Source organism: Sphingomonas paeninsulae (genome assembly GCF_003660165.1).
Taxonomy (GTDB): Bacteria; Pseudomonadota; Alphaproteobacteria; order Sphingomonadales; family Sphingomonadaceae; genus Sphingomonas_O; species Sphingomonas_O paeninsulae.
In genome coordinates, this window is the sequence record NZ_CP032828.1 from 538,001 (window position 1) to 564,603 (window position 26,603).

The window sequence follows — 26,603 nt, forward strand, 5'->3', positions numbered from 1 at the left end:
TCGCGCATGGAATCGAGCGCCGCATCGCGGCTTTGGGAAATCGAGGAAATCAGGCGATTGAAGGCGCGGTACTTTCGCTGCGTCGATACGCAGGACTGGATCGGTCTGGCGGCGCTCTTTACCACCGATGCAACCATGTTCTTTCCCGAAAGTCAGGATGCACCGGTCAACGCGCGGGATGGTATCGCGTTTATCTCAGGAGCGCTGCGCGGCGGCGTGAGCATCCATCATGGCCATATGGAAGAGATTGAGATGACGTCGCCGACGAGCGCACGCGGCATCTGGGCAATGGTTGACCGTATTTTCTGGGCAGATGCTTCTGCCGGTACGCTCGGGCTTGGAGGGTTGCGCGGCTCTGGCCATTATCGCGATGAATATCGCAAGATTACAGACCGTTGGCTGATCCAGTCGTTTCGGCTTTCGCGACTCAGGGCTTCCACCCAGCCCGCGCCGACGAGTGTCATCTGAGATGCGGACCTGCATCTCGTTTTCGATCATCGTTAACGTTGTCATCCACTCATAAAACATTCCGGGCGTGGCATCAGTCAATGAGGAGCAGACGTGGCGAACAAATCCTATTCTGACGCGATCGCAGGTAAGCGCCAAATCTCCCCCACATATCGGCGATCCGTGATCTGAGTATGCTTAGCCTCCTCATGTGAGGGGAAGCTTGGTGTCAGGTATCGAAACAACATTCGAAACGACTTTCGAAAGCAAGGGTGGCCGCCGTCCTCAACGGATGGACGTGATCCCGGCGGGTGCGGCACGCCGGATGTGGGCACCCGACGCCAAGGCGCGGATCGTCGAGGAGAGTTTTGTCGCTGGTGCCAATATCGCGGCGATCGCGCGCGCCAACGACCTTTTACCCCAGCAGCTTTATGCGTGGCGGCACACAGTGTTGAAGGCGCGTGAGATGGCGTTTGTGCCGGTGGTTGTTGACGAGCCCGGCCCGCCGCTGTCGTCCGTATCAACCGTCGCAGAGGTTATCATCCATGCGGGGACGATGACGATCCACGTTCCTGATAATGTCACGGTCGCGCATATCGAGCGCGTTCTTACTGCGATGAGGCAGATGACGTGATCCTCCCACCGGGACCACTCAAGGTGATGGTTGCGACCAAGCCGGTCGACTTCAGGAAGGGAGCCGTCAGCCTTGCAGCGCTCGTCGAGAATGAGCTTGGCCTCAAGCCGTTCTCGGGCGTGGCATATATCTTCCGGTCGAAGCGCGCGAACCGGATCAAGCTGCTGGTCTGGGACGGCACGGGCCTGGTGCTGGTGAGCAAGGTTCTCCAGACCGGCGGCTTCTGCTGGCCGCGAGCTGGCGACGGCGTGATGCGGCTGACGCCAAGCCAGGCATCGGCGTTGTTCGAGGGTCTGCAATGGACCCGAATGCATGAGGTCCGGGTGCAGAAACCGCAGGTTGCGCAGTAGGTCGCACGCCTGAATCTGCTCGTCGAAATGACGGTTGCGACGCCGGAAAAACATGCCAGAAATAGTCCATGTCTGCGAGCGAAGCCGACCTTCCCGACGATGTCGTGGTCCTCAAGGCGATGGTGATCGCGGGGCTCGAACGCGAGGCGCGGATGCAGCATCTGCTCGATCAGCTGAAGCGGGCAACGTTCGGCAAACGCTCTGAAAAGCTCAGCGCCGATCAACTGGCACTGGCGCTCGAGGACATCGAAGTTGCGCAGGCCGAGTTGCTGGCGCTCGCCGAGCAGTCGCCGGTCGGGCCGAAGGCCGAGAAGAAGCGCAAGGAAACGACCGAACGTGCTTCGCTGCCAGCACATCTGCCCCGGATCCGCGAAGTAATCATGCCGGTTGAAACCGAATGTCCGTGCTGCGGCGGTGCGCTGCACTGTATTGATGAGGATGTCGCCAGTCGGCTCGATGTCATCCCCGTCCGGTATCGGGTGATCGTAACGGTGCGTCCGAAGATGGCGTGCCGCACATGCAGCGACGGCGTGTTCCAGGCCCCTGCACCAAAGCATGTCGTGCCGGGCGGCCTTCCAACCGAGGCGCTGCTCGCCGACGTGATCGTCAGGAAATACGCCGACCATGGTCCGTTTTACCGGCAGGCACAGGCACTGCGTCGCCAGGGCATCCAGATCGATCGCGGTACGATGTGCAACTGGTCGGGGCGTAGTGCCGCGTGGCTCGGGCGGATCACCCGGCGCATGAAGGCTGAACTGCTGTCGGGCGACCGGCTCTTTGTCGATGAGACCACTGCGCGGGTGCTGGCACCGGGCACGGGCAAGACAAAGACCGGCTATTTATGGGCGATCGCCCGCGACGACCGTGCTCATGGCGGGACCGATCCGCCGGCCGTGGTCTACAGCTACATGCCGGGGCGCGGCAAAGTCTGGGCCGCGCAGTTGCTCGGCAGCTATCACGGCATCGTCCAGTGCGACGGTTATGGGGCTTATAAGCATATCGAGGCCTCCGATCGTGCCGGTGGCGCGGGAAAGCTCGCCTTTTGTTGGGCGCACGTGCGGCGCGGCTTCTTCGACGCGACAAAAGGCGGCAACGCACCGGTGGCCGATGAGGCGCTGCGCCAGATCGCCCGTCTGTACGCCATCGAGGCCAAAATCCGGGGATCAGACCACGAGCATCGCCGCGCAATCCGTCGGGCTGAATCCGCACCTCTGGTCACGGCGATGAAGCTCTGGATGAAAGACATGCTGCCCAGGCTACCAAGAGGCTCCGGAACGGCAGGCGCAATCGGCTATGCGCTCAATCACTGGAATGGCCTCAATCGCTTCCTCGACGACGGTCGCATCGAGCTCGACAACAATACCGTCGAGCGTTCGATGCGACCGATAGCTCTGCAGAGAAAAAATGCGCTTTTTGCTGGGCACGACCTCGGTGCCGAAAACTGGGCCATCATCGCCAGCCTCGTGGAAACCTGCAAGCTCAACGCCATCGATCCGCAAGCCTATCTGACTGACGTTCTTGGCCGCATCATCCACCGCAGCGACGGCGACCCCATCGATGATCTGCTGCCGTATAACTGGACCGACAGCCGCACCGCGAACCTGCCTAACGTCACCGCGCAAGCCGCATAACCAAACCCCGTGGGGATGATTTAGCGCTTACCATCGCAGCGCTTGACGGGTTGCTGTTCGACGGCATGACGATAGCAGCCGGCGGCTTTGGCCTATGCGGGATTCCGGAGACGCTGATCGGAGGCATCGTCGCGAGCGGTGTTAAGAATCTCACGCTGATCTCGAACAATGCGGGAGTGGACGATTTTGGGCTCGGTTTGTTGTTGAGATCCCGCCAGGTGAAGAAGATGATCTCTTCTTATGTCGGCGAGAATAAGGAATTCGAACGGCAGTATCTTTCAGGCGAACTTGAGATCGAATTTAATCCACAGGGCACATTGGCCGAACGGATGCGTGCCGGGGGCGCTGGCATTCCGGGCTTTTACACGCGCACGGGAATCGGGACCGCAATCGCCGAGGGCAAGGAAGTGCGCGCGTTCGAGGGCGAAGACTTTCTTCTCGAAACCGGACTCGTTGCAGATCTCGCAATCGTTAAGGCATGGCGTGGCGATCCGTTCGGCAACCTCGTCTATCGAAAGTCAGCACGCAACTTCAATCCAATGGCAGCCACCTGTGGCCGCGTAACAATTGCTGAGGTCGAGGCTTTTGCCGAGGCTGGTGCGATCGATCCTGACGGCGTCCATACACCTGGCATTTTTGTTCAGCGGCTAATCCTTGCTACACAAAACGAGAAGCGCATCGAGCAACGCACCATTTCCTGAGGACTTGATAAATGCCGTGGACTCGTAATGAAATGGCCGCACTGGCCGCCGCTGAATTGCATGATGGCTTTTACGTTAATCTTGGCATCGGCATTCCAACGTTAGTAGCAAATCACATTGCGCCCGACATCGACGTCACACTGCAGTCGGAAAACGGTATGCTGGGACTCGGGCCCTTTCCATCGGACGAATTGGTCGATGCCGACATCATCAACGCGGGCAAACAGACGATCAGCGAACTGAGCCGCACAAGTTACGTGTCCTCTGCCGATAGCTTCGGGATGATCCGCGGCGGGCACATCGATCTATCGGTTTTGGGTGCGATGGAGGTGTCCGAAACGGGCGACCTCGCCAACTGGATGGTTCCCGGAAAAATGGTAAAAGGGCCCGGCGGCGCGATGGATCTTGTCGCTGGCGTGCGTCGCATCATCGTGCTGATGGACCACGTCGACAAAATCGGAACGCCGAAGTTCAGGCGGGCCTGCACCTTGCCGCTGACAGGGACCAATGTGGTAGACATGGTGATCACGACACACGCGGTCTTTCGCCGTGCGGATCGAAAGAGCCGTTTCGTACTCACTGGGCTTGCACAAGATGTTACCCTCGAACAGGTGCGCGCTTTAACTGAGGCTAGCTTTGAATACTGATGACTTCTGGCGTCTCACTTTAGCTCCAAGTTGAATTGCATCTGCTTGAAGTCAAAAGAGCTTAATTTGACGGCCGGGACAGCAAGAATTAAGAGCGCTCTGCCGGATCGGCTATTCCGCGCCAACATCGCAAAAACTTGTTTCTCTCATCTTAATTTCGCAGTTCCTGGACGTGTGCGTCTTAAAACGGGATAGGGCGCGTTTCGTGTCCTGCTTTTCGTTATAAGGTCACCGGTCATCGTCCAGATCAACTGTTGCATACGACAGTTTGCAGGCGACCGTGATTGCTGCGATAAAGGCCATAATCCGATGCAGAGTCGATGCTCCGTCTTCGATCATAACGCCCGTTGTCGGACTGGTCAGTGCGACGCTGATGTCTCGCTCGGTAGCAGCCGACTGGAGCTGCTGGCTTACGTACACGACGAGCCTTGGTCGAAAGGGAGCGAGCCGATTTTCGGTTTGGGCAGCAGATTGCCGCCATTAGCGGAAACTCTTGGATATGGCGACAGTGGTCCTTTCGATCATGGTGATGATGCCGAGACTCATTGGCGGTCGGATGAAAGCCCCCGACCGCCGGTAAAATCAGAAACGATAGCTTGCCGACACACCGTATGTTCGTGGCGTAGCATAGACGATGCTGTCGCGTGTCGAACTCGTACTGCGGAACGATGCGTACGTCGTGTCGGTCAGGTTTTTCCCCCACAATGACAGTCTGCAATCAGCGTTCAGTACGTACGAAATACTCGCGTCCAGTGTGAAATAGCCGGGCTGCTGGATACGCTCGTCGTAAGTGTAATTGACCTTACTCGTGTAGTAGGGCGTCGCTGTGAATTCGATCTGACGCTCGCCGATATCCACGCGGTAGTTGGCCGTGGCGCTGGCGGTTATCGCGGGTGCGCGGATCATTGTAGATCCGCTGGCATCCACGATCTGCGTGATATTGCCGACATTCCCACCCGGTTTTGGAGTGAAAACGATTGCGCCCGGGAAAGATGTGTAGCGGCCATGCGTGTAGCCCGCTGCGACCCGAAGATCGAAATTGCGCGAGGGGCGAATGGTGGCATCGGCATCAATCCCGTAAATCTCGGCTTTGGCGGCGTTGAACAGGCGGCTGATGCCGGTCGTGAAGTCGAAAGCGGTGACCTGGATGTTATCGTAATTATAGTAAAAGCCGGCTGCATTGAAATCGATCAGTCGCGACGCAACCTTGTAACCGAGCTCATAGGCATCGACTTTTTCAGGTTTGACAGCGACCGTCGACGCCGCAGTGCCATTGAACAAACCGCTTTTGAAGCCCTTGCTGAAGGTAGCGTAAAGGTTGCTGCGATCCGTGATGGCATAGCGTAGGCCGACACGAGGGGTGAGGTCGTTAAAGCTTGCATTTGCGTTGACTGTGTAGGGACCCGTTCCCGCACCGTACTTGTGATTGCGCTTCTCGTCGCTGTAGCGGAGACCCGCGATCAGCGAGAATTTCCCGATCTTATATGTACCGTCTGCAAACACCGCATAGGCGTCGATGGTATCTGCAGCGCGCAGAGCCGTAACGCCATTGATGTTGTAGCCGGGATAATGGCCGAACCCGTGATAATAGAACAATCCCGTCACCCAGTTGAATTTCCCGGTGGAGGGGGAGGTCAGCGTAAATTCCTGAGACTGGGTGCGCAGCGGCTGGTCGTAGATTGCCTGCTGGACGGCGGCATAACTGGCGTCGAGATCGGCCTCGATATGTGTCTTTTCGTCGCGATAGGCGCTGATAGACCGCAGCGTGGCAAAACCGAGGTCGAAATCGGCATGCAACGAAATTGCCGTCGCCTTTGACCTGATGACCGGTGCCAGATTGTGCGAGAGTTGCGTACGCCCTTCGGCAATCGGGCCGGACCCCGCAATCGGTCGGCCCTGTGTGTTGCCGTTCAGGGCGTTGTACGCGAGCCCGGTTGGATCGGAAGTGTCGTTGTACGACGCGGTGAGCACGAACTTGATGGTTTCGGTTGGCTGAAACAGTAATTTCGAGCGCAGATCGAGGCTATGCTGTTTCGCCTGCAGATCGCCGGTCCGCACATCGTGCTTGAAGCCATCGGAACGGCGATAATAGGCGGAAAGATCAATCGCCAGCGTGTCGGTCAAGCCTGTGGTGAGGTAGGCCGAGCCCCGCGCTTCATTGTAGCGACCATAGCTGACGAGCATGCGGCCCGATGGTGTGAACGAAGGATCAGCTGTCGTTATGAGGATAGCGCCGCCGGTGGCGTTCCGACCGAAGAGCGTGCCCTGCGGTCCCTTCAGGATTTCGACAGACTGAATATTGGCGAGATCGAAAAAATTACCGGTCTGGCTTGGCTGATAGACTCCGTCGAGATAGATGGCCACGTTTGGATCGGCTGTACCGCCGGTCACATTGGTGCCGATGCCGCGGATGGTTGGCTGCAGATAACCGCCATTACGATTGATGACCACGCCCGGCGCTGTTTTGGTAATATCGAACACGCCGGTCGCGTTGCCGCGTTCCAGTGTTGCGCCGCTGATCGCAGTAATCGAAACGGGAACGTCGATGAGGCGTTCGGCACGACGCTGTGCCGTCACGATGATATCGGCACCGCTTTCTTCAGGCGTGGAGTCGGCCTGCGGGATCGGCGGCGTCTGCACGGTTTGCGCGGAGAGCGGCGCACTGATCAAAGTGACCATAAGCGCCGTCGTGACCAATAAGGTCGTTTTCACTTTTAGCATTTTCTTCTCCCTAATTCCCCCGCGCTGGCCGCGGTGAGATCCCTTGTGTTGCTGTCTCAGTCGTTCACGGCGTTCACGGCGTTCCCGCGCAGCGCAGCGCGTCGCGCAGGGCGTGCTTCAGAACCTTTCCGGTTGAATTTCGCGGGAGCTCAGAAGCGATCACCAGAATGCTCGGCGTCTTGAAGCGTGGCACGGATCGCGAAGCGAACCAGGCTGCAATATCCGGTAAATCCAGGGTCGTGCCGGACCGGAGCACAACGACGGCGGCGACAGCTTCGCCCATGCGCTCATCCGGTGCCGCGATTACCGCGACCTCTGCTATTGAAGGATGGAAGCTGAGATGGTTCTCGACATCCTTGGACGATACGTTCTCGCCGCCGCGGATGATGATGTCCTTCTTGCGATCGGTGAGGACCAGATAGCCGTCAGCATCCACGAATCCGATGTCGCCGGACCGATACCATCCGTCGGGCAGAAAAGCTTCCGCATCCAGGCCCGCATCCCAATAGCCCGAAAAGCGATCCGGGCCTCGCGTAACGATCTCGCCTTCTGCTCCGTCGTCCAGCAGCACGCCTGCATCATTGGCAGTTCTAAGCTCGGCACCTGCGACGATGCGACCTTCGGTCGTGAGCCGTTTCTCAAGCGGGTCGAGAGGGGAGCCGTAAGTCGAGGTAGGGTGTTCGGTCGAACCATATGACCGATACGTACGAATATGTTTTTCAGAACAGCGTTCTACCAGCCGACTGGGCACGGGTGCTGCACCCACCTGAAAATCCTGGAGCGACGAGATGTCGCATCCGGTTGCCTCCGCGGCGTCGAGCAACCCCGTCAAATGAAATGGCGTGCCTGTTCCCTGCACGGCACGATGACTTTCGATGAGCCTGACGGCTCGCTCCGCGTCCCAGTGCTCAAGAGAGAGCATCGTCATGCCCAGCAGCAGGAAACGATAGGTGACGAGCGCGCCCGCAATATGGCCAGATGGCCAAGGCGCGACTACAGCGCCGTGCGCCCTGCTTCCAAGGCTGATCTGAATGGACGCGATTTCGTTCAGTATTGATCGGTGGGAATGGCGAACGCCTTTTGGCGCGGCGGTCGTCCCGGAGGTATAGACAAGCAGCGTGTCGTCTTCCCGGTCGATGATGGCGGGCGACGGTATGGGCAGGTCGCTACGTTCCAGCGCTTCCCAGCCGAATTCTCCGATCGCCTCCACCACGATGTGCGCGAGCAGATCAGGCAACGCGCCTGCTGCCGCTACGCGCGCGCGACTTTCGCTATGTCGAAGATGTTCGGGCGTGATCAAAAGCCGGGCACCCGACTGCCGCAGCACGAAGCCCAGTTCGTCGGGTCCGTAAGAGGGCGTGATTGTCAGCAGGATAGCTCCGAGGCGGGCCACCGCGGCAAAGCACAAGGCAAGCTCGGCGCCTTGAGGTAATTGCACCGCCACGACGTCGCCGGGGCGGATGCCGAATGCGGCCATGCCAGCCGCCACGTACGGTGCCCGGTTCATCACAGAGCCAAGTGTAATTTCTTCGATGCCGGTTGCCCGCGATATAACGAGCAGGCCATTTGGCATCAGCGCACCGGCACGCTCAGCCGCGGCATGGATCGATGCCGACCCGTTAAGCGCCGCAAGCAACGTCTGCCTGCCGGAATTGGAAGAAGCGTTAAGCGACATCGTCCGCCATTCTCAAAGCGCGCGCTTCCCGCATGGGCCGTAACCCGAATGCAAAAAACACGCAGGCCAGTGGTCCCACAATCAAATAGGTTATACTCAACGAGTCGTTGACCCGATTGTCGTCCGCGAAAATGAACTGCGTTATTCCCGAAACGAGCGCGGGACCTGCGGTCATGCCGATCAAACCCGTCACAAGCAGGTAAATCGCAGAAACGCGGCCCCTCAGTTCACCGGGAGTGACGATTTGCAGGGCGGCAGGCGCAATGGCTGCAAGATTTACAAACAGAGCTCCGAAAGCCGCAATGCATAAATAAATAACAGCATTGGGAGCCTGAAATGCGGAAGCGCCGGCGAGGGTCGTTATCAGACTCCCCACAGCATAGTATCGTAAATGTGCGTCTTCATAACCCCGGTTTTGAAGCCATTCGACCATCTTGCCGCTGAACAGAAAACAGAAAATGCCCAATAGCAGGCTGTAAACCGACAATGTCGCGCCGACCTGCGGAATGCTCCAGCCAAAATGCCGAACCAGAAACGTCGGACCCCAGGCGAGGTTCGCATAAGCAATCGTCATCATGCAGCTGAAGCCGCCAAGATGACAGATGAAGAAACGCCGCCGAAGCCGGATGAATGCGAACAAGTCGGGCCAGCTTGCCTGGATGCCACGATGACCGCGTCGCGTCGGCTCGGGCACCAGAAAGATGCAGAAGGCGATTAGCAGTCCCGGCGTTCCCACGATCAGAAATACGGCCTGCCAGCTGCGCAAACCAAAAAGGGCGGTCTCAGCCGCCTGCGTGAGTCCGATCACCCATCCGCTAAGTGCAAAGGCAAGCGCGTTGCCGACCAGTGACCCCATCGAATAAATGGACAGCGCAAATGTAAGCTTCTTCGGCGGAAACAGGTCGCTCAGCATCGAGAAGGCTGCGGGGCCAAGGGCCGCTTCCCCGGCACCGACGAGGATCCGGGCCGCGAAAAGTTCGCCATAGCTCGACGCAAATCCACTTGCAGTGGTCGCCGCCGCCCAGACCATAACGCCGACGAATACCACCAGCCGCCTCGACACACGATCGACCGCGTAGCCGAAGGGAAGCCCGAACAGGCAGAAGGAAACCGCGAAAGACAGGCCCTGCAGCAGCCCCACCTGGAAATCGGTGGCGCCAAGATCCTTGCGGATCGGGCCGACCAGAAGGAACAGAACCTGCCGATCGACCATCGCAAGCGCATAAAACAGCAAAAGAACGGCCACCGCCCGCCAGGCTACCCCGCGACTGGCGGCAGCGGCCGTTTGTGGCTTCATGATGGCACTCAAGACCATCGCGCCGTCTGCGTGATAAGATACAATGGCACTCTCCTATGGCGCGGTCCTGTCTCAGCAGCGCTATAGCCGGAGGACCTCTTGCGCATCTTGTTTAACATGTTGATGCGTCTTGTCTAACGATTATCGCCCTGGCTCATGCGAGACTGCATGACAGCGCAGTCGAGAAAGAATAATGTTATGCGTGGTCCGTATGGAGAACAGATTTGAGCGCTGGTTTGCTACAAACTTCGGAGCAGAAGGAGGAAAGGCCCCCAAAGCCACGGGCGTCGGAGGAAATTGCCGGTGAGCTGAGGCGACTTATTTTGACAGGCGAAGTCGTCAAGGGCGAGTTTCTGCAGCCAACCGTTTCCCTGATGCGCAGATTCAACGTGTCACGACCGACCATGCGCGAGGCGCTCCGGCTGCTGGAAAACGAGCAACTGATCAGTGTGCGACAAGGATCGCGTCGGGGCGTACAGGTGCTTCAGGTATCGACTGATGCGGCGACCCGCATGGCCGGTCAGACACTTCAGGCAACGGGCGCGACCATCGCTGACCTTTATGAAGCGCAAATTGGATTTGAACCATTCGCCGCGCGCCTGCTTGCGAAACGCTCTGATCGACGCGATATCGCCGAACTTCGGGGGCATTATGCCGTCCTGAAACAAACCCTCGCTGCAGGCTCCGTATCGGAGCATGGGGTCGCGCTGGCGCGCTTTCATCATCTACTGGTGAGCCTGACGGGCAATAAGGTCATGATTCTTGTAGGTGATCTGATCGCCAGCACGCTTGAGCGTCACCAGCAGCGTGACGATGCGAAACGTTATGGCGCGATCATGACCGAGAAGGAGAAGCTTTCGTTTCGGCTGGGAGGAATCAAATCCATCGCCAAGCTGATCCAGTTTATTGAAGATGGTCAGGTGGACGAAGCGGAGGCACACTGGCGTCGCCATGTCGAAAACGCGAACGAATACTGGCTGAGAGACCAGGATCGCCATGCTTTGGTCAACGTCGTGTTTTAGGCGATGCGGTCTGGCCAGTTATAGCGCGCGTTATCGGAAAGACTTAGCCCTCGTCGCCGAACGAATGGCCGGGTGTGGCCATTTCCTAAGCGGCAGGTTTCAGGTTTGAACGACTGATAGCTGTGCCTGCACAAACACCCATCAACGGCCGCTCGCAATGAATTATGGCAATAGTCCGGCATCAACTGATTGCGTCGCTGCAGAACACGCTGCAATTCCCGAACCTTGTATATAATCGACATCAAATCCGGTTGGTCCTGAGATAGGCTGCCCAGTCTGCAAAACGCGCGATGCGCTTCCAGAAAAGCACTCTCGTTCCGGCAAAATTGTGCATGTGGCTCATCCGCGGGCAGCCAAAAACATCAACCGAGGTGGATGAGCGATATGCGCGCGACTCTCCTGCAACATCTGCCGCGGTGTCCCGCTCGACGACGGGCGAACTGATGATCTCGCCCTGTGAACTCGCGCGACGATGTGGGTCATCTGTTGGCGCCCACGTAGAACATACCAGAAACAAACTTGCTCTCTGGGAAACTTTATGCCATCGTGTCCGGAAGTAACCCAGTGCAGTGTGTGACGGGTGAGTTCAGGGGAATGCAGTGTCGGGCCAGAGCAGCGATTTCGATACAGAATTTCGCCGGTCGGGTCTGACCATCGCTGAGGCTGAAACCGAACTCGGATTATCCGGCCGCCACATCAAGCGTTATCTTTCGGGGAGCACGCCACCGCCAAAGCTGGTGCGCGATAAAGTGCGCGACATCACGCTTAGCCGCGCCGGGAAAACGCCCGTCCCGAATGCAGCTGAGGCCTTCAGCTTCATCGACCTGTTCGCCGGAATCGGAGGATTGCGGCTGGGATTCGAGGCGATCGGCGGCAAATGCGTTTTCACCAGCGAATGGGACAAATGGTCGCAGGCAACCTACCGGCGCAACTTCGCTGAAACTGAGGACCATGTCATGGTCGGCGACATCGGTCCCTATGGTGCTGATCCCTCACTGATCCCGAAACATGATGTGCTGCTGGCGGGCTTTCCCTGTCAGCCGTTCTCGCTGGCCGGCGTGTCCAAAAAGAACTCGCTCGGCCGCAAGCACGGGTTCGAGGATGTAAAGCAGGGCAATCTGTTTTTCGATATCGAGCGCATCATCCGCCATCATCAGCCCTCGGCCTTCCTGCTCGAGAATGTGAAACATCTGAAGCGCCACGATCAGGGGCGCACCTTCGAGGTAATCCGGCGGACCCTCGAGGATGACCTTGGCTATAAGATCAGCTTCCGCGTGATCAGCGCCGCTCCCTGGGTGCCGCAGAAGCGCGAACGCGTATTCATCGCAGGCTTCCGCGAGGAGGTCGGGTTCAGCTTCGACGATTTCGACCGGATGATCCCGCCCGAGGCCGAATGGCCAAAGCTCGGCTCGATCTTCCAGTCGCACAATGAGATCGATGCCAAATACACGCTGACCGAAAACCTCTGGAAATATCTGCAGGGGTACCGGCTGAAGCATGAGGCGGCGGGCAACGGCTTTGGGTTCAGCATGTTCGGGGACAATGATGTCGCCCGGACACTGTCAGCGCGGTATCACAAGGACGGCTCTGAAATCCTGATCGAGCAAAAGGGTACACGGCCGCGCCGGCTGACCCCGACCGAGTGTGCCCGGCTGATGGGCTTTGAGCACGGAGATCGGACGTGGGATACATCGGCTGTGTCCGACACGCAGGCCTACCGTCAGTTCGGCAATGCGGTGGTGGTGCCGGTCGTCGAAACCATTGCCCGTTACATGGAGCCCGCCATCACCCGCATGCTGGCCATGGACCGGGCAGCGGAGAAGTCTGCGGTGCGGCGCGTCCGGGTTGGCTGAAGCCGCCATCAGCGATGCGCGCCGCCGCAATATGGCGGCGATCCGCGGCACCAACACGAAACCGGAGCTGGTCCTGCGCCGCGGTCTCCATGCAATGGGCCTGCGCTACCGCCTCCACAGCCGCAGCCTGCCCGGGAAGCCCGATCTGGTGTTTCCGGGGAGGAGGACGGTGATATTCGTCAACGGCTGTTTCTGGCATGGCCATGCCTGCCATCTGTTTAAGTGGCCGAAGACCCGCGCAGACTTCTGGCGGACCAAGATCGGCGGCAACATCGTCCGGGATCAGAAGGTGAGGGCGGCGCTCGCCGCTGTCGGCTGGCGCGTGCTCGATGTCTGGGAATGCGCGCTGAAGGGCAGAGAGCGGCAACCGGTCGATGATGTCCTGCAGCAGTGCGTGGCGTTTCTGGAGAGCGACGTTGCAACCGCCAGCATTGGCCATCCTCAGACGGTGACGATCTCGGACGACGCATAAAGCAGCGACATGGCAGCAGGCAGGTCGCTGACATTGATCCGCCACTGCGAGCGGACCTTGGGTCTGCCGTCGGCATAGATGGTGTCGGCAGGATCATAGAAGACCATGCCGGTGTCGATCGCACGCAGCAGCCGCCAGACATCGGTGCCCTTTCCGGTCAGCCAGCGCGGGGTGTACTGATATTCCTTCAGACCATTTTCACCGACCCGGTCACGAAACGGGATGTAGAGCGCATTGGCGTGCTTGGCATTCCAGCAGTTGGCCATCTTCTCGAGCGACCATGAGGCTGCAATGTCGCCGGTCTCAGCGTTCCACAGCTCAACGCGGACGGCAGCAGCATCGGTGAAGGTGCCAGTCTCGCGGTCAAAGCCTGTAAGTCGCATGCCAAGGCCCGTCCGGGCATTGACGATCCCACAGCGGTGAAGTCCGGTAAAGCGCAGCGATCCGTCATCCTTCACACCGGCATGGCCATAGCGGGCCATGAAATCGCGGAAACTGTTGTCACCCTGATATCCGCCATCGGGTGTCGGTGTCATCAGACTGATGCGGCTGCCGCTGAAACTCTTGATCTCGAACCCGTGCCGGTCGGGAGCCTTCCTGCCGTTGGCGGCAACACCAAGCAGTGCTTCCAGCGTATAGCCGCCACCCTGTGCTCCCACAAAGGGGGTAATGACACCGCCGCGGTTGATGACCGAGGCGTGCCAGCCACCGCGCGTGATCGCGGTGATCTCGGCGCGCAGCAGTTCGGCAGGTGGCGTCCCGGCATCGTCATCAATGTTGAGGACGCGCAGGACACCGCCGGTGCTGGCAACCGGCAGATCCGGAAACACAGCGACGAGCGGGTCGTCGCGTTCGGTCAGAACGACGCCGACGACCTTGCCGTCGCTCGCCGTGCCCATGACAAGGATGCGCTTGCCGTACTCAGCCTGCTCTTCACGGCGCAGCGATCGAGGCGCGTCGTCGCAGCCCTTCAGGAAACCCGACATCCGGACTTCGGGATACTGGAAATAGTCGATGATCCGGGTGTTCGGCGCATCATGGCGCTGACCGTTCGCGCCAAGCCAGGCGAAATCCAGCCGGGCCTCGAGCTTCGGTGTGCCTGAACTCGAACGGCGTTTGGTCAGGCTTTCGCTCGCCGAGCGGACATGGACTGTTGCAGGGAAAAGGTTGGTGACGCCGTCGAGGCCGCTGCCGAGGTAGATCTGGTTTTTGCTGTTGTCCTGCTTTTCTGAAAGATGTTTCAGGTAAGCGGTGCGGACGCCCTGGCCCCGGAACAATGTCCGAAGCTGTTCAAGGGTTTCGATGCCTAGCATCTGCGGGCGTTATTGCAGTGGAAGGTTATTGGATACCCTTGAAAAGGACGGACCACTGGGGGTTGCCCCAGACATTCGAAAAAGCCGTATCCGCGGTAACGTGCTTGGCAATACGGTACAGGTCGGGCACGATGCATCGCGCCGCAGGCATCTCGGGACGAGGCGTGTAGGGCAGGCTCGGGGGATTCATGCTGACAAGCGTTACCGGTGAATCCGGCAAGAAGCTCGACGCGAAAGTTGAGGTCGAGGACGGGAAGGTCGTACTGCACAGCCGGGGCGGCGCCTTTGGCAAGCCGAACCTCCGTAATCCCGATTACCGCGAGGCGCTCGTCGTCATTCTCTCACGGCTGCTAGCCAGCAAGCTAAACCCGGCACGCGTGCTCGTTGACAGCCGCGAGGCACATAAGGTGGCAGAGGCAGAGAGGGTCTTGGTTAAAGCGGATGAATTACGCCGACCGGTGGAGGAGCTGGTCGCCATGATAGGGAAAAGGGTGGCTGCGTTCGGTCGCGAGCCCGGGGTCAGCGGCCACGGTAACCAGACCAAGCGCGTCCTCGTAGAGGTGCCGGAAGCGTCAGAAAATGAAATCCTGGCCGTTCTTCGGAAATCGACCTCAATGCCGTCGATCATCTACTTCAACATCGGCTGGATGAAGCACTACGCAGGTGCCAGCGCCGATGACCCTACCATCGGCGGGCACGGGTGGTTGGCCGATAATAAGCATGGCCTCGAAAGCTTCAACTTTTTGCCCACTAAAAATGGTGAGCTCCAAGGGTATCGCCCGCCCGGCAAGCGAGACAAAGTGAACATCGATCGGCTCGGCGCGAAGCCGGGCGAAGATGCAATCGAGGGGGTATTGGCCGTGTGGTTGGCCCGCGAGCCCGGGTCCGGCAAGACACTGGTGGTGGGCTGGTACCGGAGCGCGACCGTTTACCGCGAAGCGAGGCTTGGGCCGTTTTACTTAAATGACATGGAGTCCGAGTACTCGGTCATGGCGTCGAAGGAAGACGCGATTCTCGTGCCGATAGGCGTGCGAAGTTTTCAGGTGTCGAGCAGCAGGACGGCGCCCGGTGAGGGCTTCGGCCAGAAACCGACCTGGTACGGCGCGCCTGACGTGGACAGGCGCGTGTGGGCATATGTGAACGGCTGGGACGATGCCAAGAAGCACGGCGAGCCGACCAAAGGGAAGCTGCCGCCTCGCAATACCGACCCAGAGTTGAGGCGCAAGGTCGAAAAAGCTGCGGTCCGGCACGCTTGGAATTACTACGAGACGAAGTACGGGAAGGGAAGTGTCGAGAGCGTCGAGCCCTACGGCCGTGGGTGGGACCTCGAGGTCCGCAGTGGCGACGTCGAGTGGCTCGTCGAAGTCAAGGGCCTGCTTAACGCTGGCCTCACCTGCGAACTCACGCCGAACGAGTATGAGAAGATGTGCTCACCGGAGTACTGCACGAGGTACGTAGTCTACGTCGTCAATAATGCGCTAGCCGAAGAGCCCGCAGCACCAGTGCCGTCGATCTTCACCTGGAAGGCCAGTGAAACATGGCTGACCGAAGACGGACGCGAGCTGCAGGTAGCCGAGAGGGTTGGCGCGATGCTGACCTGCAAGTAGCGCCGCACCGCGCTTAGCAAAGGCAAGTCATCTTTTAAGAGCCTCAAGAAAAGTCAGAAATCTGTTGCGCTTAACCTGATATCTGCCCGTTCTTAACATTCCAACAGCAATCATCCCCACCAAGCGCTAACGGCAAGTAAATCTGAAAGTTGGATGATGTACACGATAGATTTTTTAGTTCGTTTGCCTAGAATCTTTCTGGCATAGCACAGTCGGGTGCCTGCTCATTCCAGCAAAGAGGCGTCCCGGCCATGCGAGCGAGCGTCTGCCGATTGAGATCAGCCGGCTGCTGTCCCTCCAGTATGGCTTGGGTGGTATCCGGTGCAAGCCAGCTCAGCCGCAGCAACACCCCGAAATAGTCGCGGTCGTGGCCCTGTGTCTGAGCAATTTCGTTGATAGATTTGTGAGGTGCGGCAAGGATCGCGGCCCGCGCTGCATGGGCTTTGACGATGAGCTTGATGAGCGCCGGATCACGATTATTCTCATCTTCGCGCGTTCCAGCTGAGGATGATGGCCCTACGACGAGACGCACTTCTTTTCCAGTTCGTCCCAGCTTTGTCATGACCATAAGCCTGATAGCACCGCTTTGCTCTGCTGCATGATCGGAGACCGGATCTGAGGCGCCGATCAACGAAGCCGCAACGACATCCACTGATCTACAACTTGGCAATTGTAGTTATAAGTGTTGGGGTCAGCGCCTTCGGGTTCGGTCGCACCGGTAATAGTCGTTTGTCGGGAACAGGGTCGTCTGCGCGGTCGGAACATGCCCGCCGCATGATAGGTTTTCGTGGGCTGGATCTTCCAATGTGTGGGACGCAATTTGCCGGAATAGGGCAGTGCAACCTGATTACGGAATGATCCTGTCACCAATGCGTGATTGATCCTGCGCCATAGCCCGTTGTCACGCCAGATAGGCGCTCTCTGTCCACTTGACCTGGAACGAGCGATCGGACGCCCGCACCACGCTGGTGACCTGAACTGACACGGTCCGCTCGCCGATACTGGCGAAAGGATTGGCACTGCGTGCATAGTCGCCGAGGAACTGGCTGCCGCGCTTGGTGGTGAAGTCATAAGCCTCGAGCCAGTTTTGCCGGACCAGCACAGGATCGAGCGAGCGGCCACGGACATTCGCGACGAAGCGTGACAGATGCCATGCGATCTGCGGATCGGTCGGGTGATAGCCAGCTTCAGCTTGCGTGACGGCGCGGGCTTCACCCAGTCGGTCGACCTCTACGATATAAGGCGTGACGCGGCTCTGCATCGATTGCCAGACGAGACCGGAGGAAAGTCCGCCGGTGAGCACAAGGCATCCGAAAGCCATCAGCCGCCAGTTGCGGGCCTGAGCGCGCGCGGAGCCGATCCGCTCATCCCAGACCTGGCCGGCACGTTGATAGGGCGTTTCGGGCTCGGGGGTTGTCCGTATCGCTGGATAGCGCGCTTGAAGATCATCGTTCGTCCCTTTCCTTGATATCGGGGGTGTCGACACTTGAGACCATCTATTATGGTGCACAAGTTTCTGGCCGGATCGGCTGGCATTGCGGCGATGGTCTCGGGCCACGAGGTTCATGCCCAAGCGGTGCAAACCCAGAGAGCGGATACGCAAACCGCAGCCAGCAGGAGCTCGGCCGTTGGCGTTGGCGATATCATCGTTACCGCGAATCGCCGTGAAGAACACCAGCAAGACGTTCCCATCTCGATCACGGCCTTCTCCAGCGAACGGCTTCAACAGCAGGGCATCACCAAAGCTCAGGATCTTGCGGCGAGCGTGCCATCGTTGGTGGTGGGCGCCAACGGCCAGGCGTCCCGCGATACGCAGACCTTCACGCTTCGTGGCCAAGGCGCCACATTCCAGGCGTCGCCCGGCGTCGTCGTGTACATGGCCGAGGTGCCGCTGCCCGCCCCGATCACGCTCAGCCAGCAGGGCGGACCGGGCAATTATGTCGATCTCGAAAGTCTACAGATTCTCGCCGGGCCGCAAGGCACGCTGTTCGGTCGCAACACGACCGGTGGCGCAGTTCTGCTCGTGCCGCACAAACCAACCAACGTACTGTCCGGATCGGCATCCGCGCAGTACGGGAACTATAACGACAATGAGTTCGAAGGCATGCTCAACGTGCCCGTCGTGGACGACAAGCTGCTGGTCCGCGTTTCCGGCGCCTATCACGATCGCGATGGGTATACGCGCGATGTGACGTACAACCGGGATCTCGACAACATGCATTGGTACACGGGCCGCATCGGCATCACGTTCCGGCCCAGTTCGAACTTCGAAAACTATCTGATGGCCTATGGCACCTATTCGCATACCAACGGCACCGCCTTGATTCACAAGGGCTTCAACATCCCTCTTCTGAACGGCTACGGTTTATGCGGGGTTCCAGGACAGGTTCCTTGCAGCTTTTATAGCAACCTCACCGCGCAGGCGAACGCGCTGGGGCCGCGTGCGGAAGCCCCCAGCGTCCTCCAGAGCCAGACGACCCGCACCTGGGGTATCATAAACTCGTCGCAACTGGACCTCACCGACGAGCTGCTGTTGCGCAACATCATCAGCTATCAGACATTCAAAAGTAATTATTATTACGACGGCGATGGCACCACGGTGCAACAATATGATTCATCGCTACCGAGCAACCCGCTGCCGCGTGATGATATTCGGGAATTCACCGAGGAATTGCAGCTTCAGGGCACCATGCTCAACAAGCGCCTGACATTCACGGTCGGCGGCTTTTATTATAACCAGACCCCTGCCGGTGAAATGGGCGTCAACTCGATCGTCTTTTGTCCAGCCGCCTACACGGGCTTTTGCCCGTCGTCCCAGGCCAATGTTGCGGTAGGGAATAAGTCAAAGGCGGTTTACGCACAGGGCACGTTCGATTTCGGCGCGGTTGCTCCCGCCCTCGAAGGGCTGCGGCTGACCGCCGGCTATCGTTATACCTGGGATACGATCACCGGCTCCGCTTATTCCTATAACGCGTCCAGGACGGTCCCTGGCGCATTCACCTGCGTGGCTACCGGCCAGACCGTCCTCACCGATCCGAAAACGAGCTGCGCCTTCTCAGCAACGTTGCACAGCAGTGCGCCAACCTGGACCGCGGGTCTCGATTACAAGCTGATGTCGCATGTCCTGCTCTACGCAAAGGTGGCGCGGGGCTATAAAGCGGGCGGGTTCAATTCCTATGCGGTCCGCCCGACGACCGAGACGTTCGATCCCGAATATGTCACAGACTATGAAGGCGGCTTCAAGTCCGACTTCCATTTGGGCGATATGCCGGTGCGCTTCAACGCAAACTATTATTTCCTGAACTATACCAACATCCAGAAGGCCACCGGCGATTTTAACCCTGCGTCCAACGCCAGTGGTGCTGCCATTTATGCAGCCAAGGCTCACGTCCAGGGCGTCGAAGTGGAAGCGACGATCCGGCCGATCCGACAGGTGGAAATTGGTGGCAATTTCAGCTATACGGATTTCAAATATACCCAATATCTAATCCCTGCCAACGGGCTGCCGGACTGCACCGGCATCACGCCGGTCGCGCCCGCAATGTCCAATGTGAAGTGCCTGCCCGGCCAATATGTCGCGCCCTATATCTTCAGCGTACACATGGCGGTAAACAAGGAGTTGCCGGGTACGATGGGCGCCCTGTCGTTCTTCGTGAATTACGCGCACACCTCGTCCCAGAATACTGAAGCTGTCCTGCTTCCCGCTCTCCAGCCAGGTTCGATTCTGGCCGGATATGGTCTGCTCAATGCTTCTCTCGACTGGAAGAATATCAGCGGGACAGGTATTGATGCCGGTGTCTTCGTCACCAACGCGACGGACAAACTCTATCGAATCAGTAACTCCGACGTAAACCAGTCGCTGGGAATTTGGGCAACGATGTATGGCGAACCGCGCATGTACGGGATGCGCATTCGTTACCACTTCGGCTTATAACCAGGGCAAAATCATAGATCGTTAACAGGCCAGGATTTGGGATCGGTAGGTTTGGTTGAGCATTGCCTTTCTCCGCTCAACCAAACTCACGAACGGGTCGAACTGCGACCGGCGGTATCGTTCCTCGGCCCGCCGCGACCAACGATATCGGCGATAAGAAATCGCCCAAAAGTCGGTTCTTCGAAAGAGGACTGGACTTCGCAGTTGTTACTGATTCCGCCGCTTCCCCATAATTACCGCAGGTGTTCGAAAACATTGTGGGACTGAGTGTGGGGCTGTGGCGAAGAAATAATATATTCCGGCCATAAATCAATACCTTATTGGTTTGTAATTATCCCTGCCTCGGATTCACATCCGAATCTACGTTAGCTGAGATTGAGCGGCTTTCCGGGGTCGGCCTTTTCCATCGCCCGGATATAGGCCGGCCGCGTTCCGATCCGCTGGAGATAGGCGCGGAGATTCGGGAAGGGGGCGATATCTCTCGGCGCGAACATCCGCATCGTGGTGAGCGGAAACACCATCATGATGTCGGCGGCACTGAAATCATCGCCCGCAAAATAGGGCGCTTCACCAAGACGCGCTTCGATCATCTCATACGCCCGTGTCGATCGGGCCTGAAGTGCAGCGATGGCCTGCGCGTCGATTGCGGTGCCAAAACGCGCGACGATCAAGTCGACCAACGCGCTCGGCATCAGCGATCCGTTGGCGAAATGGTACCAAAACAGATAATTTGTGAACCCGGGATCGCCGAAACCGACCGAAAGCTGCCCATTTCCGTACTTTGCAACAATATAATCGATAATCGCCGCCGATTCACCGAGCACTAAGGTGCCATCGGTGATGACCGGCGCAGTGCCGAACGGATGCAGTGCGCGATAGTCTGCAGGTGCCATCCCGCTCTTGGGATCGCGATCGTAGAGTACGAGATTGTAGGGAATCGCCAGCTCCTCACACAGCCAGACGATTCTATCGGATTGCGATACGCCAAGATGGTGGACGGTCAGCACTGGACTACACTCCGCTTCTAGATTGCATCTTCCTGCGCGCCCTTTGGCAAAGCGAGCGCAAGCGCGGTTGCCGCCAGACTCAACGCCACGATCACACCCATCGTCAGCATGAAGGCACGCTCCGTCGGATAGCTCGCGCCACCATCTGGGCCAATGACCGTATGCGTCGCAAGCAGCAATGTCACAAGCTGTGCCCCGATGCCGAGAAATGCCTGGCGAACGACGGTCATCATTCCGGCCGCCTCGCTCGTGCGGTCGGGCGGGACGGCTCCGGCAAGGATGGTGGGGCCGACGGCAAACAGCATCGTCGCACCAAAGGAAATGACGCACAGGATAACGGCGATACCGGTGATCGAGCCATGCATTGCCATCGCCATCAGCCACCCGACACTGGTCAGCAGACCACCGATCAGCATCCCGATCCGTCCGCCATGCCGCTGGGTCAGCCAACCACTTAATGGTCCGGCGAACAGCGAACCGATGTTAGAGGGGAGCTTGACCAGCCCGGCGAGCGTTGCAGTGACGCCCAGTCCGACCATCGTCCAGCGCGGAGCCTGTAGCAGCACTGAGAATACCAGTGTGATCTGGAGCGTGCTCATCGCGACCAGAGCGGTGGTTAGATTGGCGACAAGCACTTGTCGGTTACGAAACAGCCTGACGTCGAACAGCGGATCGACCGCGCGCAGGCTTTGCCGCACCCACAGGGCAAACAGTGCCGCGCCACCGGCTAATGTGCCAAGCGTGCGTGCGTCGAACAATCCCCATTTCGGCCCGCTGCTGATTGCCAGCAACAGCGCGAGGATCGCCGGCACGAACAGCACCCCGCCCAACCAGTCCAGTGGTGCCGTTCGCGCAACCCGTGGCGAGCGTGGCAGGCACAGCCATATGGCGACGAAAGCGACCGCCGCGAAGACCGCGCTGCCCGCAAAGATGCCGTGCCATGAATAATGATCAACGATCATCCCGCCGATGACGAGGCCACCGGCCGTACCCGCCGAAGCACCCGAGATCATCAGTCCAATGCCCATCGGCACGCGTTCTCGGGGCAAGTTTTCACGGACAAGCCCAACGGTCAGTGGCAGGATAGCGCCTGTCAGTCCCTGCATCGCGCGACCCGTAAGCAGCATCGCGTAATTGATCGAAAAGGCGCTGATCAGCGAACCGGCAACACCGACCGCAAGCAGGACGAGCAGCACGCGCCGACGACCATAGATATCGCCCAGTCGTCCCGCGAGCGCCGCCGCTCCGGCACCGATCAGGAGATAGGTCGTGACGAGCCAGCCGACGAGGACCGGATCTTTGAAATCGGCGATCAGCGCCTTCAGCGCGGCATAGATCATCGCCGTCTCGAACGACCCGGTCATCTCTGCGATCCAGAGAGCCGCGATGATTGCGGCCATTTTGCCCTTAGTCATCAATCACGGACGACGAGCATTGCGCCAGCGAGCGGTCCGCCCCCATGCCCACGGCAGCGACGCGCGCGTCCGGCACTTGCCGTGCGCCCCCTTCGCCCCAAAGCTGGACGCAAGCCTCGTGCAAATGGCCGAAGCCGTGGAGGCGACCTGCAGAAAGCTGGCCACCGCCGGTATTGGTCGGGAGGCTGCCATCGAGGCGACTGTGGCCACCCGCGATAAAGTCCTTTGCCTCCCCGTGACCGCAGAAGCCAAATGCTTCCATCCACAACGGCACGAAAATGCTGAACCCGTCATAGGTTTGCAGCACGTCGACATCTGCCGGTTTCAGATCGGTGTTCTTCCACATATCGGCGGCGGCATCGTGCGACGCCATTTTTGTCAGGTCTGGCTGTTGATCCCAGGTTTCCTTTTCATTCATCGCCGCACTCATCGCTTCGATGCGGAGCGGCGTCTTGCGGCAATCGCGTGCGGCGTCAGCAGCCGAGATGATGATGACGCAGGCACCGTCGATCGGCACGTCGCAATCGAACAGGCCGAGTGGCGTGGAAATCATCCGCGCGGCATAATAATCGTCAAGAGTGAGCGGCTTGCCATGCATCAGGGCGCGCGGATTCCCCTGAGCATTGAAGCGTTGATTGACGGCGATGGCGCCAAGATGTTCGCGGGTCATACCGAATGCGTGGAAATAACGGGTAGCCGCCCATCCTGCCCAAGTGGTCGCGGACATCGCATACATCGGCAGATACCAGCTCGGCCAACCACTCACGCGCCCGGTCGATCCGGCTGGCAGGCTGGCACGTCGTTCGGGCGTTTGCGATGAGCTTTCGGTCAGGGCGCGGAAGCAGATGACGTGGCGAGCCTGTCCGGTTGCCACCGCCATTGCGGCCACCATGATGGCAGACATCTGGGCGGCACCTTCGGGAGTTGCCGAGTGCCAGCGCGTCTTGAGTCCGAGAGCATTGCGGAGTTCGCCGACGCCCAGTGGTGACATGCCGGGCGACCCGGTCGCACGACCGGGGTAGGTGGTTATGCCGTCGATGTCGTCGCGGGTCAGGCCAGCATCGGCCATAGCTTCCAGCGCGGCATCGAGCAGCAGGTCCATCGGCGGGCGATGGAGGTTGCGTCCAAGTTTCGACATGCCAATGCCGGTGATCGTTGCACCCTTCATTCGTGTCCTCTTTCAATTTTTCCGGACCCTATACGATCCTGTTTGCTGCCGACAGTCCTAACTAACCAAGTTAGCGAAGAGGGGAACACGCAATGTTGATGGAATAAAAAAAGGGGCGGTCCTCGCGGACCGCCCTCTGATTAATTAGACGCTGTTATTCTGAGCGTCATTTAGCGCCGAATTTGAACGTCGCTGTTACGCCGTAAGTGGCAGGATCGTTGCGCTGGGTCGAAGCCACGTTCAGCGGGGCACCAAACAACAGGCCAGTGTTGTTGTAACGACGGTTGAGGATATTGCGGCCGAACACTGCAACTTCGAACGCGTCGTCCATGAAAGTCACCCCGAGACGACCGTTGACTTCACCACCGGCCTTGCGGGTCAGGGCGTTGGCAATCGCGATCGTGTTGGCATCAGTGGCGGCGTTGCCGGTTAACAGGGTACGATAGTTATACAGTGCAGTCTTACCCTGCCATGCATAATCGAGATGCGCCCGCAGCTTGCCGAAGTTCAGCTCATGTTCGTAGTCGCTGGCGACGCTAAACGTGATCTTCGGGACTTGCTGGAACACTTCGTCGCGCTTGTCTTCGCCGGTCTGAGTGTCGGTGTACGAAAGATACTTGGGCTCGCTCAGCGCCGCGGTACCCGAAAGCGTAAAGCCTTCGAAAACCTGTGCGGTCAGCTCGGCTTCGCCGCCATAGAAGCGGGCTTTACCAGCATTGGATACAATCGTTGCGGTCGAGGTGACCCCGTTGATTACGGTCGTCAGCAGTGACGTGCGCTGGATGTTGCTGACTTCGTTGTAGAAGGCCGCGAGGTTGAAGCGGATACGACGGTCGAAGAACTCGGATTTAAGGCCGATTTCCTCTTCGCGGGCGATTTCAGGCTGGAACGGCACGAAGGCGGCACCAGCCGAGGCACCTGGAAGATCCGCAGCGCGCAGATTCTGTCCGCCCGAACGGAATCCCTTACTGGTCTTGGCATAAACCATAATGCCCGGGGTGATCTGATAGTTCAGACCGGCGGTGTATGATACGCCGCTGAAAGCAGCATGACGTTCGATGCGGCAATTTGTAGGGTCAGAGCCAACGATCAGGCATGAAATCAACGCGCCTGTATCGAAGTTCCGTGTCTGATTGTATGATACAAGGTTCTTGTCCTCGACCGAATAACGCACGCCGGCAACGACCGAGAGCTTGTCGTTAAAGTGGAGCGTTCCTTGACCATACATGCCCATGCTGCGGTTCGTCACATCACCGATGTAGTAGGTCTGCGGCAAGACACCGCCGTTTGAAATGCGCGTGAGGACGGGGAGAGCGATCGAAGTCGACTGGTCGCGGCCGCTCTCATTGAATGCATAGACGCCGGTCGCAAAATCGAGCGCATCGTTGAATGCCTTACCAGTGACCTGCAATTCACCCGAATAGGATTCGAGATCCTGCTGACCATAGGTCCGCACGATGTTGATGGGCGAACCGTCGAGATCGATGTTGGCATTGGCCGCGATCTTGCGATAGCCGCCGATGAACTTGATCGCGCCGAAGAATGTGTCGAGTGTCGCTGTGCCCGTATAAGTGTGGGTCGTTGCGTAGCTCCGGGGATCCTCGTTCAAGGTAGTGCTGTCAGTATTGCGCGTGCCGTTGATATAGTTTGTAAATATCGAGCTGCCGATACCGACAAGCTGGCCCTGGCCTGCCGGTGTTGCGAGCAGCGCGGCATTTGCAGGATTGGCTTCCAGGGCGGCTTCGATGTTCGCAGCCGACGATCCGCTGACGTATTGAAGCTGGTAAGGCCGTGTGATCGAATTGGAGTGGAAAATTTCCCCCGAGAACAGCAGCGAGAGATTGTGCGTCGGATTGATCAGCAACTTGACGCGCGCGGTGTAGCTGTTGCGTCCGCCGAGCTCGCTGCCGGTGGCTGTGTCGGTGAAGAAACCGTCACGCTTGTTGGCCGTGAATGCGCCGCGAATGGCGACCTTGTCTTCAATGAGGGGAACGTTGAGAATCGCTGTGCCGACGCGCTCGTTAAAGCGACCGTACGTTGCCGAAACCTGACCCCCAACGCCGTTATACGTCGGATCGTTTGTCTGCAGTAGCAGCGCGCCACCGGTCGTGTTGCGGCCGAACAATGTGCCCTGTGGCCCGCGAAGAATCTGTGCGCTCTGCACGTCGAGCAGATCGGCGTTCAAACCGTAAGCGCGTGCCCAGTAGAAACCGTCGACATAGGTGCCAACCGATGGATCGAGCGTTGCAAGGATGTCGGTCTGCACCTGACCACGGATCGTGATGGCGGAAGCGGTCGCCGTCGACGATGCAGGGGAGAAGGTGATGCCGGGCGACAGGCGGGCGACATCGGGAATGCGAACCGCAGACTGATTCTGCAGTGCTTGACCGGTCTGCACTGTGATGGCGACTGGAACGTCCTGCAGGTTTTCCGAAACCTTACGCGCGGTAACGATGATGTCGCCAAGACCGCTGGTTTCTGTATCGTTGCCAACCGTCGATGCGGCGTCGGTCGCGTGAACGTCCTGTGCGAATGCTGGGGCTGCGATTCCGGCGACGAGTGCCGCTGCGGAAACGAAGGTTGTCATGGTAAAGCGCGAACGTGGCGTCATTATTCTCTCCTCTTGAGGTCGCGATCTGGCGGTCGCTGTTCGGCCACCCTTTTGGCGGATGAAACACTGGTGGTCGATAGCTGAAAGCGCGTCAGTTA

Annotated in this window: 21 protein-coding genes and 1 pseudogene; 11 read left to right on the forward strand and 11 right to left on the reverse strand. The window is 58.8% G+C overall.

Annotation, left to right across the window (positions count from 1 at the left end; translation table 11 throughout):
* The first annotated feature begins 6 nt into the window (after nt 1-6).
* From D3Y57_RS03795 to D3Y57_RS03820, 6 genes are all read left to right on the forward strand, one after another.
* Nucleotides 7-468, forward strand: a complete 462-nt coding sequence (locus D3Y57_RS03795; RefSeq protein ID WP_121151481.1) for a nuclear transport factor 2 family protein — start codon at nt 7-9, stop codon at nt 466-468.
* A gap of 205 nt (nt 469-673) precedes the next feature.
* Entirely contained in the window at nt 674-1,081 is a 408-nt protein-coding gene (locus tag D3Y57_RS03800; RefSeq protein WP_121150514.1) for a transposase, read from the forward strand.
* Entirely contained in the window at nt 1,078-1,431 is a 354-nt protein-coding gene (tnpB, locus tag D3Y57_RS03805) for an IS66 family insertion sequence element accessory protein TnpB (protein ID WP_121150512.1), read from the forward strand. Before D3Y57_RS03800 ends, tnpB begins: the two co-directional genes overlap by 4 nt.
* Nucleotides 1,432-1,499: 68 nt before the next feature.
* A complete protein-coding gene (gene tnpC, locus D3Y57_RS03810; RefSeq protein ID WP_121150510.1) occupies nt 1,500-3,062 on the forward strand; it encodes an IS66 family transposase in 1,563 nt (520 codons plus the stop codon).
* 65 nt (nt 3,063-3,127) lie between these two features.
* On the forward strand, nt 3,128-3,763 hold the full coding sequence (locus D3Y57_RS03815) for a CoA transferase subunit A (RefSeq protein WP_121152107.1): 636 nt from the start codon (nt 3,128-3,130) through the stop codon (nt 3,761-3,763).
* Nucleotides 3,764-3,774: 11 nt separating this feature from the next.
* Nucleotides 3,775-4,410: a 3-oxoacid CoA-transferase subunit B gene (locus D3Y57_RS03820; RefSeq protein ID WP_121151483.1), complete on the forward strand. Its 636-nt coding sequence runs from the start codon at nt 3,775-3,777 to the stop codon at nt 4,408-4,410.
* A 228-nt stretch (nt 4,411-4,638) separates the two neighbouring features.
* Here the strand turns inward: D3Y57_RS03820 and D3Y57_RS03825 are convergent, their stop codons facing one another.
* From D3Y57_RS03825 to D3Y57_RS03840, 4 genes are all read right to left on the reverse strand, one after another.
* A complete protein-coding gene (locus tag D3Y57_RS03825) occupies nt 4,639-4,830 on the reverse strand; it encodes a hypothetical protein (protein WP_121151485.1) in 192 nt (63 codons plus the stop codon).
* Between the two features lie 162 nt (nt 4,831-4,992).
* On the reverse strand, nt 4,993-7,131 hold the full coding sequence (locus D3Y57_RS03830; protein WP_121151487.1) for a TonB-dependent receptor: 2,139 nt from the start codon (nt 7,129-7,131) through the stop codon (nt 4,993-4,995).
* 73 nt (nt 7,132-7,204) lie between these two features.
* Nucleotides 7,205-8,806, reverse strand: coding sequence for a class I adenylate-forming enzyme family protein (locus tag D3Y57_RS03835; protein ID WP_121151490.1), 1,602 nt, complete (start codon nt 8,804-8,806; stop codon nt 7,205-7,207).
* Nucleotides 8,796-10,103, reverse strand: a complete 1,308-nt coding sequence (locus D3Y57_RS03840; protein WP_162986927.1) for an MFS transporter — start codon at nt 10,101-10,103, stop codon at nt 8,796-8,798. The genes D3Y57_RS03835 and D3Y57_RS03840 overlap by 11 nt, the downstream gene beginning before the upstream one ends.
* Nucleotides 10,104-10,426: 323 nt before the next feature.
* Between D3Y57_RS03840 and D3Y57_RS03845 the strand changes: the two genes are divergently transcribed.
* The 3 genes from D3Y57_RS03845 (at nt 10,427) to D3Y57_RS03855 (ending at nt 13,450) form a co-directional block, all read left to right on the forward strand.
* Nucleotides 10,427-11,125, forward strand: coding sequence for a FadR/GntR family transcriptional regulator (locus D3Y57_RS03845; protein ID WP_162986928.1), 699 nt, complete (start codon nt 10,427-10,429; stop codon nt 11,123-11,125).
* 749 nt (nt 11,126-11,874) lie between these two features.
* Nucleotides 11,875-12,978, forward strand: a complete 1,104-nt coding sequence (dcm, locus tag D3Y57_RS03850; protein WP_239025728.1) for a DNA (cytosine-5-)-methyltransferase — start codon at nt 11,875-11,877, stop codon at nt 12,976-12,978.
* A complete protein-coding gene (locus D3Y57_RS03855; protein ID WP_205590052.1) occupies nt 12,971-13,450 on the forward strand; it encodes a very short patch repair endonuclease in 480 nt (159 codons plus the stop codon). The genes dcm and D3Y57_RS03855 overlap by 8 nt, the downstream gene beginning before the upstream one ends.
* Here D3Y57_RS03855 and D3Y57_RS03860 read toward each other — a convergent pair.
* Entirely contained in the window at nt 13,420-14,763 is a 1,344-nt protein-coding gene (locus D3Y57_RS03860) for an MvaI/BcnI family restriction endonuclease (protein ID WP_121151501.1), read from the reverse strand. The genes D3Y57_RS03855 and D3Y57_RS03860 overlap by 31 nt on opposite strands.
* Nucleotides 14,764-14,951: 188 nt before the next feature.
* Here D3Y57_RS03860 and D3Y57_RS03865 point away from each other — a divergent pair, with 188 nt between their 5' ends.
* The gene (locus tag D3Y57_RS03865) at nt 14,952-16,370 is read left to right on the forward strand and encodes a protein NO VEIN domain-containing protein (RefSeq protein ID WP_121151503.1); all 1,419 of its coding nucleotides are present in this window, start codon (nt 14,952-14,954) and stop codon (nt 16,368-16,370) included.
* A 187-nt stretch (nt 16,371-16,557) separates the two neighbouring features.
* Here D3Y57_RS03865 and D3Y57_RS03870 read toward each other — a convergent pair whose 3' ends face one another.
* Both D3Y57_RS03870 and trbF read right to left on the reverse strand, forming a co-directional pair.
* A complete protein-coding gene (locus tag D3Y57_RS03870) occupies nt 16,558-16,932 on the reverse strand; it encodes a hypothetical protein (RefSeq protein WP_205590032.1) in 375 nt (124 codons plus the stop codon).
* Nucleotides 16,933-17,280: 348 nt separating this feature from the next.
* A pseudogene (gene trbF / locus D3Y57_RS03875) lies at nt 17,281-17,819 on the reverse strand (conjugal transfer protein TrbF); the annotation flags it as partial.
* Nucleotides 17,820-17,871: 52 nt separating this feature from the next.
* On the opposite strand from trbF, the gene D3Y57_RS03880 reads away from it, so the two are divergent.
* Nucleotides 17,872-20,304 (forward strand): TonB-dependent receptor, encoded by a 2,433-nt coding sequence (locus D3Y57_RS03880; protein ID WP_121151505.1) that lies wholly within the window; start codon nt 17,872-17,874, stop codon nt 20,302-20,304.
* A 365-nt stretch (nt 20,305-20,669) separates the two neighbouring features.
* On the opposite strand, the gene D3Y57_RS03885 is transcribed toward D3Y57_RS03880, so the two are convergent.
* The 4 genes from D3Y57_RS03885 to D3Y57_RS03900 all read right to left on the reverse strand — a co-directional run bounded on the left by D3Y57_RS03885 (nt 20,670) and on the right by D3Y57_RS03900 (nt 26,505).
* Nucleotides 20,670-21,311, reverse strand: a complete 642-nt coding sequence (locus D3Y57_RS03885; protein WP_121151507.1) for a glutathione S-transferase family protein — start codon at nt 21,309-21,311, stop codon at nt 20,670-20,672.
* A 17-nt stretch (nt 21,312-21,328) separates the two neighbouring features.
* On the reverse strand, nt 21,329-22,711 hold the full coding sequence (locus D3Y57_RS03890; protein WP_162986929.1) for an MFS transporter: 1,383 nt from the start codon (nt 22,709-22,711) through the stop codon (nt 21,329-21,331).
* A gap of 7 nt (nt 22,712-22,718) precedes the next feature.
* The gene (locus tag D3Y57_RS03895; protein WP_347400365.1) at nt 22,719-23,894 is read right to left on the reverse strand and encodes a thiolase family protein; all 1,176 of its coding nucleotides are present in this window, start codon (nt 23,892-23,894) and stop codon (nt 22,719-22,721) included.
* Between the two features lie 166 nt (nt 23,895-24,060).
* Nucleotides 24,061-26,505: a TonB-dependent receptor gene (locus D3Y57_RS03900; protein WP_121151511.1), complete on the reverse strand. Its 2,445-nt coding sequence runs from the start codon at nt 26,503-26,505 to the stop codon at nt 24,061-24,063.
* Between the last annotated feature and the right edge of the window lie 98 nt (nt 26,506-26,603).